Genomic DNA, 16,558 nt, shown 5'->3' with positions numbered 1-16,558 from the left:
TCGTCGCGTGACGACCGCACCCAACCGACGTTGACCACGACGTCGGCAGGTCAACCCAGGCAGCCGGTGTCAAACGCCTCGTACCGGGGAAGAAAGTTAAGGAACGGCACCGTTGGTTAAGGATCTCGTCAACTTGTCCCGTTTGTTGTCACATTGCGGCATCATGGCCCTATGGACACTCGCGTCGTGAGTCCGGAGCAGCGGTTCCGGGCCAAGAACATCGATCCCGACGTGCTGGGGGCACGGCTCAGGGAGGCTCGGCAGCGTGCCGGCCTCACGCAGGGCGAGGCGGCCGGCGACGACATGTCGACGGCCTACATCTCGCGCATCGAGGCCGGTCACCGCCGCGGCAACCCCGACCTGCTCGCCCGGCTCGCCGGTCGCCTGGGCGTCGACCTCGACGACCTGCTGCGACCCGAGGAGCCCGACGCCGCCGCCCAGCTGGTGGCGCGGCTCAGCCTCGAGCTCGACTACGTCGAGCTCGACCTGCGCACGGGGGCGGCCGAGCAGGCGCTCACCCGTGTCATGCGGGTGCTCGAGGAGCCCGACGTCCCGCCCGACGTCGAGCGCCGCGGCTACTACCTCAAGGCGCTCGCGCTCGAGGCCGGCGGGCGGCTCGACGACGCGGTCGTCGTCCTCGAGGACGCCGTCGGCAGCTTCCCGCCGGGCGTCTCGCTCATCCAGGCCCTCATCGCGCTGAGCCGCTGCTACCGCGAGGAGGGCGACCTCGCCCGGGCGTGCGAGGTCGGCGAGCGCGCCGAGGCGCTGCTCGACGACGCCGCGCTGCGCGGCACCGCCGAGGGGGTCCAGCTGGCCGTCACGGTGGCCGCGGCCTTCCACGAGCGCGGCGACGTCCACCACGCGCTGCGGCTGTGCCGCCGCGCCGTCGAGAGCGCCGAGCAGCTCGACTCGCCCACCGCGCGGGCCTCCGCCTACTGGAACAGCAGCATCGTGCACTCGCGGGCCGGCGACGTCGACGCCGCCCTGCCGCTGGCCCAGAAGGCCATCGCCCTGCTCGAGCAGGGCAACGACGCCCGCAACATGGCCCGGTTGCGCCTGCAGCTGGGCGTGCTGCAGCTGCAGCTCGACCCGCCCGAGCTCGACGGTGCCGTCCTCAACTTCAACCGGGCCCGCGACGAGATGGACTGGAACGACGCCAGCGCTCTCGACCGCAGCCGGGTGCAGCTCGGTCTCGCCCGCGCCCGCCTGCTCATCGGTGAGACCGAGGAGGCCCAGCGCCTGGCCGAGGACTGCCTGACCGCCACCGCCGGCATCAGCCCGCTGGCCGCAGCGGAGGCGCGCACGCTGAGCGGTCGCGCCCTGATCGCCGCCGGTCGGGTCGAGGAGGCCGTCGAGCAGTTCCGTCACGCGATCCTCGAGCTGAGCGCGGTGGGTGCCGACCGTGGTGCCGCCCAGCTGTGGTTCGAGCTCGGCGGTCTGCTGCAGGAGCACGGTGCGGTCTCCGAGGCGCTGGACGCGTTCAGGCGCGCGGCAGCCTCGACGGGCCTCACCCAGCCGTCCTTCACGCCGAAGGCGGTGAGCACCAGCTGAGCCTGGGGTAGCTCCGGCGGCGTCTCGGGACGTCGCCGGCGTGGACCGAGCCGGTCGTACCGGCCGATCAGGAGGAGCGCAGTGAGCCGTTAACGGCTCAGCAGCACCAGCTGTCGCCGCCGTTCTTCATCACGATCGGGGACTTGGTCTTGGTCGGGGCCTTCGCCTCGGCGTGGGTGCCGGCCACGGCACCGCCGACGAGCGAGGTGGCGAGCAGGGCGGAGACCAGCAGGGCGCGGAACTTCGACATGGGGTTCTCTCCTTCTGAGTCACGGCCTGGGGAGCCGTGTGTCCAACGAACAGTTACATTCTGTCAAAGTTCGGAGTAAAGAGCCTCACGATCGAAAGCAAATTTCTCCGGGAGGTGCGGTGAGACCGCAACCCGGCGTGCCGCAGCGCGCGCCAGAGCGTCGAGACAGCGCCGATCCGGTCCCGCGCGCGAGCGTCGCAGACGCAGGGGCCGGAGCGCGAGGGTCAGTCGCGGCCAGCGGCCGTGACGACGCCCCCGTCACGTCCCCGGACGCCGCGACGGAGGGCGGGACCGGCGGGACCGGCGAGATCGCCGTGCGCCCCCACGACGCCGGCGCCACGGCTGCCCGTCGCCGCCCGTCCCTGGTCGGCTGCCTGCTCGTCGGCACGGTCGCGAGCGGCTCGCTGCTGTGGCTCTCCCAGATCCTCGGCACGCCGACCTCGACCGTCGTCGGCGTCGCGCCGCTCCCGTCGGTGGTGGGTCAGCAGACCCTCCCGGTCGAGCGCACGGACGACGTCCTGGCGGGCCTGGTGGCGCGCGCCACGGGCGGCCTGCGCGTCCAGCGCGAGGGGTCGTTACGCACCGCCGACGGTCAGAGCGCCGAGGTGGTGGTGCGTGGTGCGGGCGGCCCCGGGCTGGTGCGCGTGACGCTGCGCCGGGGCCTGGCCGGCCCGCTGACCTGCGAGAACTCCGCAGCGGAGCGTCGCTGCCGCACGACGGCGGCGGGTGGGACGGTGCTCGTCGAGCAGGGCACGCCGGCGCGTGGGGCCGCGTGGACGGCGGTCGTGGTGACCCGTCCGGACGGCGTGCGGGTGAGGGTCCAGAGCTTCGCCGGACGTGACCCGCGCCGCGACGTGGGCGGGCGCCCGGCGCTGGGCGTCGATCAGCTGGAGACGGTGGCGGCCGCGCCGCGGTGGCGGTGAGCCATCGCGACGCGGCCGTCGATCCGGTCGGCGTCCGGCCGCCTCAGGGCGACCGGACGCGCTAGCGCCCCGCGGGCGCTACGTGGTCAGCGCACGTCGTAGCGGTCGAGGTCCATGACGTGGGACCACGCGGCGACGAAGTCGCGGACGAACTTCTCCTCGGCGTCGTCGCTGGCGTAGACCTCGGCCACCGCGCGCAGCTCGGAGTTCGACCCGAAGACGAGGTCGACCCGGCTGCCGGTCCAGCGGACCTCACCGGTGCTGCGGTCGTGCGCCTCGAAGGCGTCGTCGTCGCCGTCGACGGCGTGCCACTCGAGGTCCGTGCCGAGCAGGTGGGTGAAGAAGTCGTTCGACAGCACGCCGACGCGGTCGGTGAACACACCCTTGCGGTTGTCGCCGGTGTTGGCGCCGAGCACCCGCAGGCCGCCGACGAGCACGGTCATCTGCGGGGCAGAGAGGCCGAGCAGGTTGGCGCGGTCGACGAGGCGGTACTCACCGGGCAGGCGGCCCTCCTTGCCGAGCACGTTGCGGAACCCGTCGGAGGTCGGCTCGAGGTGGCTGAACGACTCGACGTCGGTCTGCTCCTGCGAGGCGTCGGTGCGGCCCGGGGTGAAGGGCACCTCGACCGGGTGGCCGGCGTCGGCCGCGGCCTTCTCGACCGCGGCGCTGCCGCCGAGGACGACGAGGTCGGCGATCGAGACGTCGCGCGAGAAGCCGGCCTGGACGCCGTCCAGCACCCGCAGCACCTGGGCGAGCTCGTCGGGGTCGTTGACGGCCCAGCCGCGCTGCGGGTCGAGCCGGACGCGACCGCCGTTGGCGCCGCCGCGCTTGTCGCTGACGCGGTGCGAGGACGCCGCCGCCCAGGCCGCCTTGACCAGCTGCGGGACGGTGAGGTCGCTGGCGAGGATCTGCTGCTTGAGGGTGGCGACCTCCTCGGCGGTGAGCGGGTCGCCGCTGGCCTCGGGCACGGGGTCCTGCCAGAGCAGCTCCTCGTCGGGCACCCAGGCCCCGAGGTAGCGCTGCTTGGGGCCCATGTCGCGGTGGGTGAGCTTGTACCAGGCGCGGGCGAACTGGTCCTTGAAGTAGGCCTCGTCGTCCTTGAACCGCAGGCAGATCTCGCGGTAGACGGGGTCCTCGCGCAGCGCGATGTCGCTGACCAGCATGGTGGGCCGGCGGTTCATCTCGCCGGTCTCGGGGTCGGGGATCGTGTTGGCGGCCTCGTCGCCGACGGCCTGGAACTGCCAGGCGCCGGCGGGGCTCTTGGTGAGCTCCCACTCGTGGCCGAACAGGTTCTCCAGGTAGCCCATGCTCCACTGCACGGGGGTGGAGGTCCAGGTGACCTCGAGTCCGCTGGTGATGGTGTCGCGACCCTTGCCGGAGCCGAACTTCTGCTTCCAGCCCAGGCCCTGCTCCTCGATCGAGGCGCCCTCCGGCTCGGCGCCGACGTACTGCTCGGGGTCGGCCGCGCCGTGGGTCTTGCCGAAGGTGTGGCCACCGGCGATGAGCGCGGCGGTCTCGACGTCGTTCATCGCCATCCGGCCGAAGGTCTCGCGGATGTCGCGCGCGGAGGCCAGCGGGTCGGGGTTGGCGTTGGGGCCCTCGGGGTTGACGTAGATCAGGCCCATCTGGACGGCGCCCAGCGGCTTCTCGAGCTCGCGGTCGCCGGTGTAGCGCTCGTCGCCGAGCCAGGTGCGCTCGGGACCCCAGTACACGTCCTCGTCGGGCTCCCACACGTCGGCGCGGCCGCCGGCGAAGCCGAAGGTCTCGAAGCCCATCGTGTCGAGGGCGCGGTTGCCGGCGAAGACCATGAGGTCGGCCCAGCTGACCTTCTTGCCCCACTTCTTCTTCACCGGCCACAGCAGGCGGCGCGCCTTGTCGAGGTTGCCGTTGTCGGGCCAGCTGTTCAGCGGGGCGAAGCGCTGCATGCCGGCACCGGCTCCACCGCGACCGTCGTCGGTGCGGTAGGTGCCGGCGCTGTGCCAGGCCATGCGGACCATGAAGCCGCCGTAGTGACCGAAGTCGGCCGGCCACCAGTCCTGCGAGTCGGTCATCACGGCGTCGACGTCGCGCGCGAGCTCGTCGAGGTCGACGCTCTCGAAGGCGGTGCGGTAGTCGAAGTCGGCGTCCATCGGGTCACCGGCGGGGCCGTGCTTGCGCAGGATGCGCAGGTTGAGCTGGTTGGGCCACCAGTCGGTGTTGTCGGCGCTCTCGGTGGGGTGTCCCATCCGTCCGGCGTGGACCGGGCAGCCGCCGGCCTCCTCGGTGTTCATGTCGGCTTCGACGGTCTCGTGGTCGTGCTGTGACACGGGTGGTCCCTTCCGGTTGGGATCGGCTGGTCGGTCGTTCAGCGGGTGGTGCTGGTCGTGCGGCTGGTCGTGCGGGTGGTGCAGGCGGGGCAGGTGCCCCAGTAGATGACCTCGGCCTCGTCGACGACGAAGCCGCCGGCGTCCGAGGCGGTGAGGCAGGGCGTGGTGCCGACGGCGCAGTCGACGTCGGCGACGGTGCCGCAGACGCGGCACACGACGTGGTGGTGGTTGTCGCCGACGCGCGTCTCGTAGCGCGCGACCGAGCCCGAGGGCTGGATGCGGCGCAGCAGCCCGGCGGTGGTGAGGGCGCGGAGCACGTCGTAGACGGCCTGGTGCGAGACCTCGCCGAGGCGGGTGCGCACCTCGCCGATCAGGGTGTCGGTGTCGGCGTGGGGGTGGGCCTCGACGGCCTCGAGCACCGCCACCCGCGGGCGGGTGACCCGCAGCGAGGCCTCGCGCAGGGAGCGCTCGTGGTCGGTGGTCGGCACCCTCGGCAGTCTGCCGGTCAATCTTGAACGGTTCAAGACTGCGGCGTGGTTCGGCGGGGTGAACCTGCCGGGGCCGCGCACGGACGAGGCCACGCGCGTGCCCGGTGCGACCGTCGGAGCGGCTGTCGATGCGGTCGGGCCGCGAGAGCCGACGTCGACGAGCGACGTCGGGGTGAGACTGGGGTGTCCGAGGGGGGACTTGAACCCCCACGCCCTAATACGGGCACTAGCACCTCAAGCTAGCGCGTCTGCCAATTCCGCCACCCGGACGAGTGCGAACGGAACGGTAGCAAGAACGCTCCGGTTCGTCGCATCGGGATGCGCCTCGGGCGCGAGGGCGCCGGATCGGCTCCTAGGGTGAGGCCCGTGATGATCCGTCCGGTCGAGCTGCGGGCCATCCGCGACGGCGCCGTCGACCTCGCGTTCCGCCGCTGGGACCGGCCCCGGGTCAAGGTGGGCACGCGGCTGCGCACGGCCGTCGGGCTGGTCGAGGTGACCGAGGTCGAGCGCGTGGCCCCGAGCCGCATCACGGCCGCCGAGGCCCGTCGGGCGGGCGCCCCGACCCTGGCCGCGCTGCGCGAGCGGCTCGCCGAGCCGGCCGACCGCCCGGTGTGGCGGGTCGGGCTGCGGCACGCCGGCGCCGACCCCCGCGAGGCGCTGCGCGAGCAGCTGCCGGACGACGCCGAGCGCGCCGCGCTCGCGGCCCGGCTCGACCGTCTGGACGCCGCGGCCGCCGACGGGCCCTGGACCCGCGAGACGCTGCGGCTGATCGAGCGGCGTCCGGGGGTGCGGGCGCCCGACCTCGCGGCGTCCCTCGGTCGCGAGACGGCCGAGTTCAAGCGCGACGTGCGCAAGCTGAAGGAGCTCGGCCTCACCGTCTCGCTCGACGTCGGCTACCGGCTCTCCCCGCGCGGCGCGGCCCTGCTGGGCGTCGCACCGCCCGCGCTACCGACCGGGACGCCGTTGCCGCGCGTCGGGGCGCCCGCGAGCCGGGCGCTCGCCGCGGCCGGCGTCGCCACCCTCGAGGACGTCGCCGCCTGGCGCCGCGGCGACCTGCAGGCCCTGCACGGGGTCGGGCCGCACGCCGTCCGGGTGCTCGGCGACGCCCTTGCGGGGGTCGGACTCGACTTCGCCGGGTGACACCATGGCGGCATGGCTGACCAGGACGCGACCGAGCACGACCCGGCCGGCGAGGTCGTCGACCTCTGCCGCGAGCTGATCCGGTTCGACACCAGCAACTACGGCGAGCCCGACGGCACCGGAGGCCCGGGGGAGCGCAAGGCCGCCGAGCACGTCGCGACGCTGCTCGACGAGGTCGGCATCGAGGCGCGGCTGTACGAAACGACGCCCGGGCGCACCTCGGTGGTGGCGCACTGGGGCGGCACCGGAGGCGGGGGAGCGGCGTCCGACCGCGGCGGCCTGCTGCTGCACGGCCACCTGGACGTCGTCCCGGCGGCGGCCCACGACTGGCAGGTCGACCCGTTCTCGGGCGAGGTGGTCGACGGCTACGTGTGGGGCCGCGGCGCGGTCGACATGAAGGACTTCGACGCCATGCTGCTCTCGGTGGTGCGGGCGCGGCAGCGCGCCGGGCGCGCGCCCGAGCGGCCCGTCGTCCTCTGCTTCACCGCCGACGAGGAGGCCGGCGGCCACCACGGCGCCGAGCAGCTCGTCGAGCAGCACCGTGACGAGCTGGAGGGCTGCACCGAGGCCGTCGGCGAGGTCGGCGGGTTCAGCACCACCGTGCGCGGGCGACGGCTCTACCTGGTCGAGGCGGCCGAGAAGGGCATGGCCTGGATGAAGCTGACCGCGCGCGGTCGCGCCGGGCACGGGTCGATGGTCAACACCGACAACGCCGTCACGCGCATCGCCGGCGCCGTCGCGCGCATCGGAGCCCACCAGTGGCCGGTGCGGCTGACCCCGACGATGGAGGTGCTGCTCGCCACCGTCGCCGACCTCGCCGGCACCGAGGCGACGCCCGAGAACGCCGAGTCCCTCATCGAGGAGTTCGGCGGCGCCGCACGCATGCTCGGCGCCGTCATCCGCAACACCGTGAACCCGACCCAGCTCGAGGCGGGCTACAAGGTCAACGTCATCCCGACCGAGGCCACCGCGCACGTCGACGGTCGGTTCCTGCCCGGCTACGAGGACGAGTTCTTCGCCACGCTGCGCGAGCTGTGCGGCGACGGCGTCGAGTGGGACTTCATGTCGCACCAGCAGCCGTGGGAGACGCCGTACGACGGCGACCTCGTCGGTGCGATGACGCGCGCCATCCAGGCCGAGGACCCCGAGGGCATCGTGGCGCCCTACACGATGAGCGGCGGCACCGACGCCAAGCACTTCCGCAAGCTCGGCATGCGCTCCTACGGCTTCGCCCCGTTGCGGCTGCCCGCCGACCTCGACTTCACCGCGCTGTTCCACGGTGTCGACGAGCGCGTCCCGGTCGACGCCCTCGAGTTCGGCGCGCGCGTCTTCGACCGCTTTCTCGATCAGGTCTGAGGCCCTTCGACAGGCTCAGGGTCCGTGGGTCGCGCTGGTCTTGAGCCTCAGGCGGTGCGGACGGCGCGGATGATCTTGCGGCGCAGGACGACGCGGCGCCGGCCGTCGGGGCCGATGCGCACCCGGTCGAGCTCCCAGCCGCCGTGCTCGGCCCGCTCGACGAGCAGCTTGGTGACCACCGAGCGGGAGAAGTCGCGCTCGAAGACCACGTTGTCGAACTCCCAGACCACGCCGGGGCGCGGCGGACGGCGGTCGATGCGGCTCACCGGGTGTGCTCCGAGACGTCGTCGAGCGCCGCGGCGATCTCGGCCGGCAGCTCGTGCTCCTCGCCCTCCAGCGCCCCCCGCAGCTGCTCGGCCGTGCGGGCGCCGACGATCGGCGCGGTGACGCCGGGCCGGTCGCGCACCCACGCGAGGGCCACCTGCAGCGGCGTCCAGCCGAGCCCGTCGGCCGCGCGGACGACGGCCTCGACCACCCGCGACGAGGTGTCGTCGAGGTAGGCGCCGACGAACCCGGCGAAGACCGACGAGGCGCCGCGGGAGTCGGCCGGCGTGCCGCCGCGGTACTTGCCGGTGAGCACGCCGCGGCCGAGCGGCGACCACGGCAGGACGCCGAGCCCGAGCGCCCGGCACGCCGGCAGCACCTCGCGCTCGACGGCGCGGTTGAGCAGCGAGTACTCGACCTGGGTCGAGGCGAGGGTGGCCCGGCCGGGCACGGCGCGCTGCCAGGTGGCGGCCTGCGCGGTCTGCCAGCCGGCGTAGTTCGAGACGCCCACGTAGGCCGCGCGGCCCGAGGAGAGCGCGAGGTCGAGGGCGGTCAGCGTCTCCTCGACCGGCGCGACGTCGCTCCACACGTGCACCTGCCACAGGTCGACGTGGTCGACGCCGAGGCGGGCGAGGGAGGCGTCGAGGGTGCTGAGCAGGTGGCCGCGGGAGGTGTCGGTGACCCGCTCGCCGGTGCGGCGGGAGACCCCGGCCTTGGTGGCCAGCACGACCTCGTCGCGGGCCACGACATCGCCGATCAGCGAGCCGACGAGCCGCTCGGAGTCGCCGTCGGTGTAGCCCGCGGCGGTGTCGACGAGCGTGCCGCCGGCCTCGGCGAACGCGATCAGCTGGTCGCGCGCCTCGTGCTCGTCGGTGTCACGGCCCCATGTCATGGTGCCCAGCCCCAGCCGCGAGACCCGCAGCCCGGTCGTGCCGACGGAGCGCTGCTGCATGCCGGTCAACCTAGACGAGCACGGCCAGCCCGCGGACGACGGCTCGCGGGTCGGCCCCAGAGCGTGGCTCCCGATCCATGGCGGCGCCTCCGCCGCCCACGACGCGCGCTGGCTTCGTTGCCGCCGCTTCGAGGACGCCCGGTCGGCGTGCGCGCCGGCGCCTCGCCATCACACGCCGTGAACGACGTGGGCATCCGCCAGCCATCGAGAGCCACGCCCTAGAGTCGGCGCGTGGTCGAGGTGCTCCAGGCGATCGTGCTCGGCGTCATCCAGGGGCTGACGGAGTTCCTGCCGATCAGCAGCAGCGCCCACCTCGCCATCTACCCCCAGCTGTTCGGCTGGGACGACCCCGGCGCCTCGTTCACCGCCGTGTGCCAGATCGGCACCGAGCTGGCGGTGCTCATCTACTTCCGCCACGACATCTGGCGCATCGGCTCCACGTGGACCCGCTCGCTGGTCAAGCCCGAGCTGCGCGGCCACCTCGACGCCCGCATGGGCTGGTACGTCATCGTCGGGTCGCTGCCGATCGTCGTCCTCGGGCTGTTCTTCGAGGACGCCATCGACGACGTGTTCCGCAACCTGTGGCTGATCGCCACGATGCTGGTCGTGATGGGCCTGGTGCTGGGGCTGGCCGACCGGCTCGGCTCGACCGAGAAGACGCTCAAGCAGCTCTCGCTGCGCGACGCGGTGCTCATGGGCCTGGCCCAGGCCGCCGCGCTGGTGCCGGGCGTCTCACGCTCGGGGGCGACGCTCTCGATGGGACGCGCGCTCGGCTACGACCGTGAGACCGCCACCCGCTACGCCTTCCTGCTCGCCATCCCGGCCGTCGTCGGCGCCGGCGTCTACAAGCTCAAGGACGTCTCGGGCTCCGACAACCCCTACGGCTGGACGCCGACCATCGTCGCCACGGTGGTGGCGTTCGTGGTCGGGTACGCCGCGATCGCCTGGCTGCTGCGCTACGTCGCCAGCAACTCCTACACCCCGTTCGTGGTCTACCGGGTGCTGCTCGGCCTCGGCACGATGGCGCTGCTGGCCGCCGGCGTGCTCGTGCCCTGAGGCCCGGCGCGGCGCCTACAGCCAGCCCGACCGCTTGAAGAACCAGAACAGCAGCGCCGACACGCCCGCCATCAGCGCCAGCGCGAACGGGTAGCCGAGCTGCCAGTGCAGCTCGGGCATGTGGTCGAAGTTCATGCCGTAGACCCCGGCCACGAACGTCGGGACGACGACCAGCGCGGCACCCGCCGAGATCTTGCGCATGTCGTCGTTCTGCTGCACCGAGATCGCCGCGATGTGGGCGTCGAAGGCGGTCGAGAGCAGCGCGTCGAGGGTGTCGACCCGGTCGGCCACCTGCCGCACCCGCGCCACCAGCTCGCGGAAGTAGCCCTCGGCCGCCGGGGCGGTGGTGGACACGGTGCCGTCGACGAAGCGCTGCAGCGCGTCGTGCAGCGGCGCCACTGCGCGCCGGGCCTCGGCGACCTCGCGCTTGAGGAAGTAGATGCGCTCGGAGTCGCGGGTGCGCTCGGGGGAGAAGACTGACTGCTCGATCTCGCCGACGTCCTCGTCGAGCTCGGCCATGACCTCGAAGTAGGAGTCGACGACGGCCTCGACCGCGGCGTGGATGACGGCCAGCGGCCCGTGCTCGAGCCGCTCCTCGTGCTCCTCGAGCTCGTGGCGGGCCTCGCGCAGCTGGTTGCCCTCGCCGAGGCGCACCGAGACCACGACGTCCTCGCCGATGACCAGCGCGATGGTGCCGGTCTCGACCTGGTCACCCTGGTCGACGTACCAGAGCGAGCGCATCACCAGCAGCTTGGCGCCGCCGCGACGGGTCAGCTTCGGCCGCGGGTGCTCGTCGAAGACGTCGCGCACCACGGTGGCGTCGAGGCCGAACGCCGTCAGCGCCTCGGCCACCTCGCCCTCGGTCGGCTCGTGCAGGCCGAGCCACACGAAGCCCCCGTCGACGGAGGCGAGCTCGCGCAGCGCCGGGTAGTCGTGGACGGCGCACGCGGCGGGCATCCGCCGGCCGTCGCGGTAGACGGCCGCGTCGACGATCACCGGCTCCTCACGGGCGCCAGCCTAGGCTGGCCGACATGGCGACGGTGGTACTCCTGCGACACGGCCGCACCACCGCGAACGCGTCGGGCACGCTGGCCGGCCGGCTGCCCGGCGTCCGGCTGGACGACGTCGGCGCCGAGCAGGCGCGCCGGGCGGGGGAGCGGCTGGCCGTCGTCCCGTTGGCGGGCCTCGTCTCGAGCCCGCTCGAGCGGTGCCGCCAGACCGCGAAGGCGGTGGTCGCCGCGCAGGCGGCCGCGCTGAAGGTCGGCACCGACAAGGGCCTCATCGAGTGCGACTACGGCGAGTGGCAGGGCCGGCTGCTCAAGGACCTCGCCAAGGAGCCGCTCTGGAAGGTCGTGCAGGGCCAGCCGTCGGCCGCCGCGTTCCCCGGCGGCGAGTCGCTGCCGGCGATGCAGGCGCGCGCGGTCGCCGCCGTACGCCGCCACGACGCCGCGTTCGAGGCCGAGCACGGCGCCGGCGCGGTGTGGGTGGCGGTCAGCCACGGCGACATCATCAAGTCGGTGCTGGCCGACGCGCTCGGCATGCACCTCGACCTGTTCCAGCGCGTCAACGTCGACCCCGCCTCGATCTCGATCGTGCGCTACACCGCCGCGCGCCCCTACGTGCTGGCCTCCAACACCCACGCCGGCGACCTCTCCTGGCTGGTGCCGCCGAGGAAGACGCGCGGACGACGCACGCGTGCCTCGGCCGATGCGCCGGTCGGGGGTGGCGCCGGGCCTGGAACGACGTCCTAGGGTGGCTGACATGCCGATCGTCCACGCCTTCGACCCGCCGGAGCGCTTCGTCACCGGCACCGTGGGCGAGCCCGGGGCACGCACCTTCTTCCTGCAGGCGCGCACCGGCTCCCGCATCACCTCGGTGGCCCTCGAGAAGGAGCAGGTCGCCCTGCTGGCCGAGCGCATCGACGAGATGCTCGACCAGGTCATGTCGTCGCAGACCACGGGCACCGTCGTCCCCGCCGTCGCGCCGCTCGGGCTCGAGGACTCCGACCCGCTCGAACAGCCCATCGAGGAGGAGTTCCGCGCCGGCACCATGACGCTGTCGTGGGACCCCGACGACGAGCGCGTCGTCATCGAGGTCTTCCCCTTCACCGAGGCGGCCGTGGTCTCACCCGAGCAGGTCGACGACGACGACCTCGTCGAGCCCGAGCCCGAGGAGGTGCTGCTGGTGCGCCTCGGCGCCGCCGCCGCGCGCTCCTTCGTGCAGCGCGCCGAGCAGGTGCTCGAGGCCGGGCGTCCCAGCTGCCCGTTCTGCGGCAGCCCCATCGACCCCGACGGCCACCTCTGCGTGCGCGCCAACGGCTTCCGCCGCCGCGAGCCACAGGCCTAGGCGCCCCGTCACCTTGGCCGACCTCGAGCTGCGCGGGCGCATCATGCCCGCCTCCAACGCCACCTTCCTCGGTGAGCTCGACGGGGTGAAGGTCGTCTACAAGCCGGTCGCCGGCGAGCGACCGCTGTGGGACTTCCCCGACGGCACCCTCGCCGACCGCGAGGTCGCCGCCTACGCGCTCTCCCAGGCCATGGGCTGGGACGTCGTCCCGCCGACCTGGCTGGGCGAGGGCCCGCACGGCCTCGGCATGCTGCAGGAGTGGCGCGAGCCCGACCCCGACCAGGAGGCCGTCACCCTCGTGCGCAGCGGCCGCTCGCCCGAGGGCTACCTACCGGTCTTCGAGGGCCTCGACGACCAGGACAACGACGTCACCCTCGTGCACGAGGACTCCGCCCCCCTGCGCCGCATGGCCGTCTTCGACGTCGTCACCAACAACGCCGACCGCAAGGGCGGCCACGTGCTCGAGATGACCTCCGGCCACCGCCACGGCGTCGACCACGGCCTGACCTTCCACCACGAGCCCAAGCTGCGCACCGTGCTGTGGGGCTGGCGCGGCGACCCCCTCGAGGACGACGAGGTCGCCGGCCTCGAGCGCGTGCTCGCCGCCCTCGGCGGCGACCTCGGCGAGACCCTCGCCACCCACCTCACCGACCTCGAGATCGACGCCACCGCCCGCCGCACCCGCCGTCTCCTCGACCGCGGCGTCCTCCCCACCCCCCGCGGCCAGTGGCCGAGCATCCCCTGGCCGCCGTTCTGAGTTGGATTGCGCCTCCGCTCGTCCCTCGCTTCGGCGCGTGTTCGCGGCGCCTTCATGCGAACGGGGTCCGTGGTCGACCCGACCGGCCCTCCGCGCCCAGGTCCCCACACGGACCCTGAGCTTGTCGAAGGGCCCTTCGCGGTGGTCGAGGTGTGAGGAGCCCTGGCGACGAGCCTCGAGACCTCTGGCCCTCCGCGCCCAGGTCCCCACACGGACCCTGAGCTTGTCGAAGGGCACGGTCGGTCAACGGCTGCGGCGTGATGGTCAGACCGGCCGCCGGTGTTGTCTGGCGCCTCCGCTCGTTCCTCGCTTCGGCGCGTGTTCGCGGCGCCTTCACGCGACCCGGTTCGCTCCTGCGCGCGGAGGGCTCGCTCGTCCCTCGCTGCGCCCTCCGTGCTCGTCACTCACCAGGTCGCGCGCCGCGAACGGGTCTGCGGTCGGCCCGACCGGCCCTCCGCGCCCAGGTCCCCACACGGACCCTGAGCTTGTCGAAGGACACGGTCGGTCAACGGCCGCGGCGAGCGGGCTGACCAGCCCACGGTGTTGTTTGGCGCCTCCGCTCGTTCCTCGCTTCGGCGCGTGTTCGCGGCGCCTTCGTGCGACCCGGTTCGCTCCTGCGCGCGGAGGGCTCGCTCGTTCCTCGCTGCGCCCTTCGTGCTCGTCACTCACCAGGTCGCGCGCCGCGAACGGGGTCTGTGGTCGGGCCGACCGGACGATGGTCGAGGTGCGAGGAGCCCTGGCGACGAGCCTCGAGACCTCCGGTCCTTCGTGCCCAGGTCTCTCCACGGACCCTGAGCTTGTCGTCGGGCCCGGGACCGGGGCCCGCGCCGGACGCCGGGACCCACGCCACGTCCCCGCCCGCCGCCCCGCCGGGGCACCCGGCGCGAGCGACCGCCTAGGCTCGGCCCATGCGCGCCTGGCCCGCCCCCGACGTCCCCGATCTCGAGGTCACCGGGCCGCAGGTGGTGCTGCACGACACGGCCAGTGGCGAGAAGGTCGAGGTGGTGCCGCAGGCCGGGCGGCCGGCGCGGCTGTACGCGTGCGGCATCACGCCGTACGACGCCACACACATGGGGCACGCCGCCACCTACGTCGGGTGGGACCTGCTGGTGCGGGCGTGGCGGCACGCCGGGCACGAGGTGACCTACGTGCAGAACGTCACCGACGTCGACGACCCGCTGCTCGAGCGGGCGACGAAGGTCGGCACCGACTGGGTGCAGCTGGCCGAGCGCGAGACCGAGCTCTACCGCCACGACATGCACGCCCTGCGGGTGCTGCCGCCCGCGCACCTGGTCGGCGCGGTCGAGTCGATCCCGCTCGTGGTCGAGATGATCGAGCGGCTCGAGGGCACCGGTGCCGTCTACCGGGTGGACGACGACCTCTACTACGCCGTCTCGGCCGACCCCGCCTTCGGTGAGGAGTCCGGCTACGACCGCGACACCATGCTGCGGCTGTTCGGCGAGCGCGGCGGCGACCCCGAGCGCGACGGCAAGCAGGACCCGCTCGACGCCCTGGTCTGGCGCGCCGAGCGCGAGGGCGAGCCGTCGTGGCCCAGCCCGTTCGGCCCCGGTCGCCCGGGCTGGCACATCGAGTGCGCGGCCATCGCCGAGCAGCACCTCGGCGCGGCCTTCGACGTGCAGGCCGGCGGCAGCGACCTGGTCTTCCCGCACCACGAGATGAGCGCCGGCCACGCGCAGGCCCTCCACCCCGGGACGCCGTTCGCGCGCTTCTACACGCACTCCGGGATGGTCGCCTACGACGGCGAGAAGATGTCGAAGTCGCGCGGCAACCTGGTCTTCGTCAGCGCGCTGCGCAACAGCGACGTCGACCCGATGGCGATCCGTCTGACGCTGCTGCGCCACCACGTGCGCAGTGACTGGGAGTGGACCGACGACCAGCTGTGGGAGTCGGCCGACGTGCTGGCCCGCTGGCGCAAGGCGGTCGCCCTCGGCGCCGGGGCCCCCGCCGGGCCGGTGGTGACCGAGGTGCTCGCCGCGCTCGCCGACGACCTCGACGCGCCCCGCGCCGTCGCCGCCGTCGACGCCTGGGCTGCCGCGACGCTCGGCACCGACGGCCTCGCCGACACCACCGACGCCGACGCCGCGAGCGCCGTCGCCCGCGTCGTCGACGCCGCGCTCGGCGTCCTGCTGTGAGCGCCGCCGGGCGATAGTCCCGGACGTTTGCGGGGTCGACACGCCGTCCGGACCCCCCAAACGTCCGGGACTACCGCCGGTGAGCGATACGAGCGGTCAGGCGGGACCGGGGCCCGCGCCGGGGGCCGGGGGAGAGTCGTCGCCGCGGCGCTTGAGGTAGCGCTCGAACTCGCGGGCGATCGCCTCGCCGGAGGCCTCGGGGAGGTCGGCGGTGTCACGCGACTCCTCGAGCGAGCGGACGTACTCGGCGATGTCCTCGTCGTCCTCGGTGAGCTCCTCGACGCCGCGCTCCCACGCCCGGGCGTCCTCGGGGAGGTCGCCGAGCGGGATCGAGACCTCGAGCAGGTCCTCCAGCTGGCCGAGCAGCGCCAGCGTGGCCTTGGGGCACGGCGGCTGCGCGACGTAGTGCGGCACCGCGGCCCAGTAGGAGACGGCGGGGATGTCGAGGCGGGTGCAGGCGTCCTGGAAGACGCCGACGATGCCGGTGGGGCCCTCGTAGGTCGACGGCTCGAGCTTGAGCCGGTCGACCAGCTCGGGCTCGGTGGCGGTGCCGGAGACCGGGATCGGCCGGGTGTGCGGCGTGTCGGCGAGCAGCGCGCCGAGGGTGACCACCAGCTCGCCGCCGAGCTCGTCGCAGGCCGCGAGCAGCTCGGCGCAGAACTGGCGCCAGCGCATGCTGGGCTCGATGCCGCGCAGCAGGATGACGTCGCGGTCGAGGTCGGGCGGCGAGGCGACGGCGATCTGCGTCGTCGGCCAGGTGATGCGCCGGTGGCCGTTGTCGTCGGTGCTGACCGTGGGCCGGTTGACCTGGAAGTCGTAGAAGTCCTCCGGGTCGACGGCACCGACCACGCGTGCGCCCCACACCTGCATGAGGTGGTCGATCACCGACGAGGCCGCGTCGGCCGCGTCGTTCCAGCCCTCGAAGGCGGCGATGACGAGCGGGTCGACCAGCTCGGGCACCGCGTCGATCTCGATCACCCGATCGAGCCTATCGAGGGGTCGCCGATTTCCGGCGG

At 73.5% G+C, this 16,558-nt stretch carries 16 protein-coding genes and 1 tRNA gene; 9 read left to right on the top strand and 8 right to left on the bottom strand.

From position 1 onward, the window contains the following. Positions 1-186 precede the first annotated feature (186 nt). The gene (locus tag ABEA04_RS12015) at positions 187-1,551 is read left to right on the top strand and encodes a helix-turn-helix domain-containing protein (RefSeq protein WP_345458639.1); all 1,365 of its coding nucleotides are present in this window, start codon (positions 187-189) and stop codon (positions 1,549-1,551) included. 97 nt (positions 1,552-1,648) lie between these two features. Here the strand turns inward: ABEA04_RS12015 and ABEA04_RS12010 are convergent, their stop codons facing one another. Then, a complete protein-coding gene (locus ABEA04_RS12010; protein ID WP_345458637.1) occupies positions 1,649-1,801 on the bottom strand; it encodes a hypothetical protein in 153 nt (50 codons plus the stop codon). A 314-nt stretch (positions 1,802-2,115) separates the two neighbouring features. On the opposite strand from ABEA04_RS12010, the gene ABEA04_RS12005 reads away from it, so the two are divergent. Continuing rightward, entirely contained in the window at positions 2,116-2,724 is a 609-nt protein-coding gene (locus ABEA04_RS12005; RefSeq protein WP_345458635.1) for a hypothetical protein, read from the top strand. A gap of 86 nt (positions 2,725-2,810) precedes the next feature. Here the strand turns inward: ABEA04_RS12005 and katG are convergent, their stop codons facing one another. The 3 genes from katG to ABEA04_RS11990 form a co-directional block, all read right to left on the bottom strand. Then, the gene (gene katG, locus ABEA04_RS12000; RefSeq protein WP_345460327.1) at positions 2,811-4,994 is read right to left on the bottom strand and encodes a catalase/peroxidase HPI; all 2,184 of its coding nucleotides are present in this window, start codon (positions 4,992-4,994) and stop codon (positions 2,811-2,813) included. Between the two features lie 74 nt (positions 4,995-5,068). After that, positions 5,069-5,518: a Fur family transcriptional regulator gene (locus tag ABEA04_RS11995; protein WP_345458633.1), complete on the bottom strand. Its 450-nt coding sequence runs from the start codon at positions 5,516-5,518 to the stop codon at positions 5,069-5,071. A 184-nt stretch (positions 5,519-5,702) separates the two neighbouring features. Beyond that, positions 5,703-5,788, bottom strand: a tRNA-Leu gene (locus ABEA04_RS11990). A gap of 96 nt (positions 5,789-5,884) precedes the next feature. Between ABEA04_RS11990 and ABEA04_RS11985 the strand changes: the two genes are divergently transcribed. Both ABEA04_RS11985 and ABEA04_RS11980 read left to right on the top strand, forming a co-directional pair. Beyond that, positions 5,885-6,658 (top strand): ASCH domain-containing protein, encoded by a 774-nt coding sequence (locus ABEA04_RS11985; protein ID WP_345458631.1) that lies wholly within the window; start codon positions 5,885-5,887, stop codon positions 6,656-6,658. Positions 6,659-6,670: 12 nt separating this feature from the next. Next, the gene (locus ABEA04_RS11980; protein ID WP_345458629.1) at positions 6,671-8,014 is read left to right on the top strand and encodes a M20/M25/M40 family metallo-hydrolase; all 1,344 of its coding nucleotides are present in this window, start codon (positions 6,671-6,673) and stop codon (positions 8,012-8,014) included. A gap of 47 nt (positions 8,015-8,061) precedes the next feature. Here the strand turns inward: ABEA04_RS11980 and ABEA04_RS11975 are convergent, their stop codons facing one another. Both ABEA04_RS11975 and ABEA04_RS11970 read right to left on the bottom strand, forming a co-directional pair. Then, a complete protein-coding gene (locus ABEA04_RS11975) occupies positions 8,062-8,280 on the bottom strand; it encodes a DUF5703 family protein (RefSeq protein WP_425577022.1) in 219 nt (72 codons plus the stop codon). After that, positions 8,277-9,230, bottom strand: coding sequence for an aldo/keto reductase (locus tag ABEA04_RS11970; RefSeq protein WP_345458627.1), 954 nt, complete (start codon positions 9,228-9,230; stop codon positions 8,277-8,279). The genes ABEA04_RS11975 and ABEA04_RS11970 overlap by 4 nt, the downstream gene beginning before the upstream one ends. A 231-nt stretch (positions 9,231-9,461) precedes the next feature. On the opposite strand from ABEA04_RS11970, the gene ABEA04_RS11965 reads away from it, so the two are divergent. After that, complete coding sequence (locus ABEA04_RS11965) at positions 9,462-10,286, top strand: undecaprenyl-diphosphate phosphatase (RefSeq protein WP_345458625.1); 825 nt, start codon at positions 9,462-9,464, stop codon at positions 10,284-10,286. Positions 10,287-10,301: 15 nt separating this feature from the next. On the opposite strand, the gene ABEA04_RS11960 is transcribed toward ABEA04_RS11965, so the two are convergent. After that, positions 10,302-11,282, bottom strand: coding sequence for a magnesium and cobalt transport protein CorA (locus ABEA04_RS11960; protein ID WP_345458623.1), 981 nt, complete (start codon positions 11,280-11,282; stop codon positions 10,302-10,304). Between the two features lie 35 nt (positions 11,283-11,317). Here ABEA04_RS11960 and ABEA04_RS11955 point away from each other — a divergent pair, with 35 nt between their 5' ends. From ABEA04_RS11955 to mshC, 4 genes are all read left to right on the top strand, one after another. Next, on the top strand, positions 11,318-12,037 hold the full coding sequence (locus tag ABEA04_RS11955; RefSeq protein ID WP_345458621.1) for a histidine phosphatase family protein: 720 nt from the start codon (positions 11,318-11,320) through the stop codon (positions 12,035-12,037). Between the two features lie 10 nt (positions 12,038-12,047). Beyond that, positions 12,048-12,632: a DUF3090 domain-containing protein gene (locus ABEA04_RS11950; RefSeq protein WP_345458619.1), complete on the top strand. Its 585-nt coding sequence runs from the start codon at positions 12,048-12,050 to the stop codon at positions 12,630-12,632. A gap of 13 nt (positions 12,633-12,645) precedes the next feature. After that, the gene (locus ABEA04_RS11945; protein ID WP_345458617.1) at positions 12,646-13,389 is read left to right on the top strand and encodes an SCO1664 family protein; all 744 of its coding nucleotides are present in this window, start codon (positions 12,646-12,648) and stop codon (positions 13,387-13,389) included. 908 nt (positions 13,390-14,297) lie between these two features. Continuing rightward, complete coding sequence (mshC, locus tag ABEA04_RS11940; protein ID WP_345458615.1) at positions 14,298-15,542, top strand: cysteine--1-D-myo-inosityl 2-amino-2-deoxy-alpha-D-glucopyranoside ligase; 1,245 nt, start codon at positions 14,298-14,300, stop codon at positions 15,540-15,542. Between the two features lie 96 nt (positions 15,543-15,638). Here the strand turns inward: mshC and ABEA04_RS11935 are convergent, their stop codons facing one another. Next, entirely contained in the window at positions 15,639-16,520 is an 882-nt protein-coding gene (locus ABEA04_RS11935) for a PAC2 family protein (RefSeq protein WP_345458613.1), read from the bottom strand. Positions 16,521-16,558: the final 38 nt, after the last annotated feature.

This window comes from Nocardioides marinquilinus (assembly GCF_039543705.1).
Taxonomy (GTDB): domain Bacteria; phylum Actinomycetota; class Actinomycetes; order Propionibacteriales; family Nocardioidaceae; genus Nocardioides; species Nocardioides marinquilinus.
This window is presented reverse-complemented; position numbering and strand designations above follow the sequence as displayed.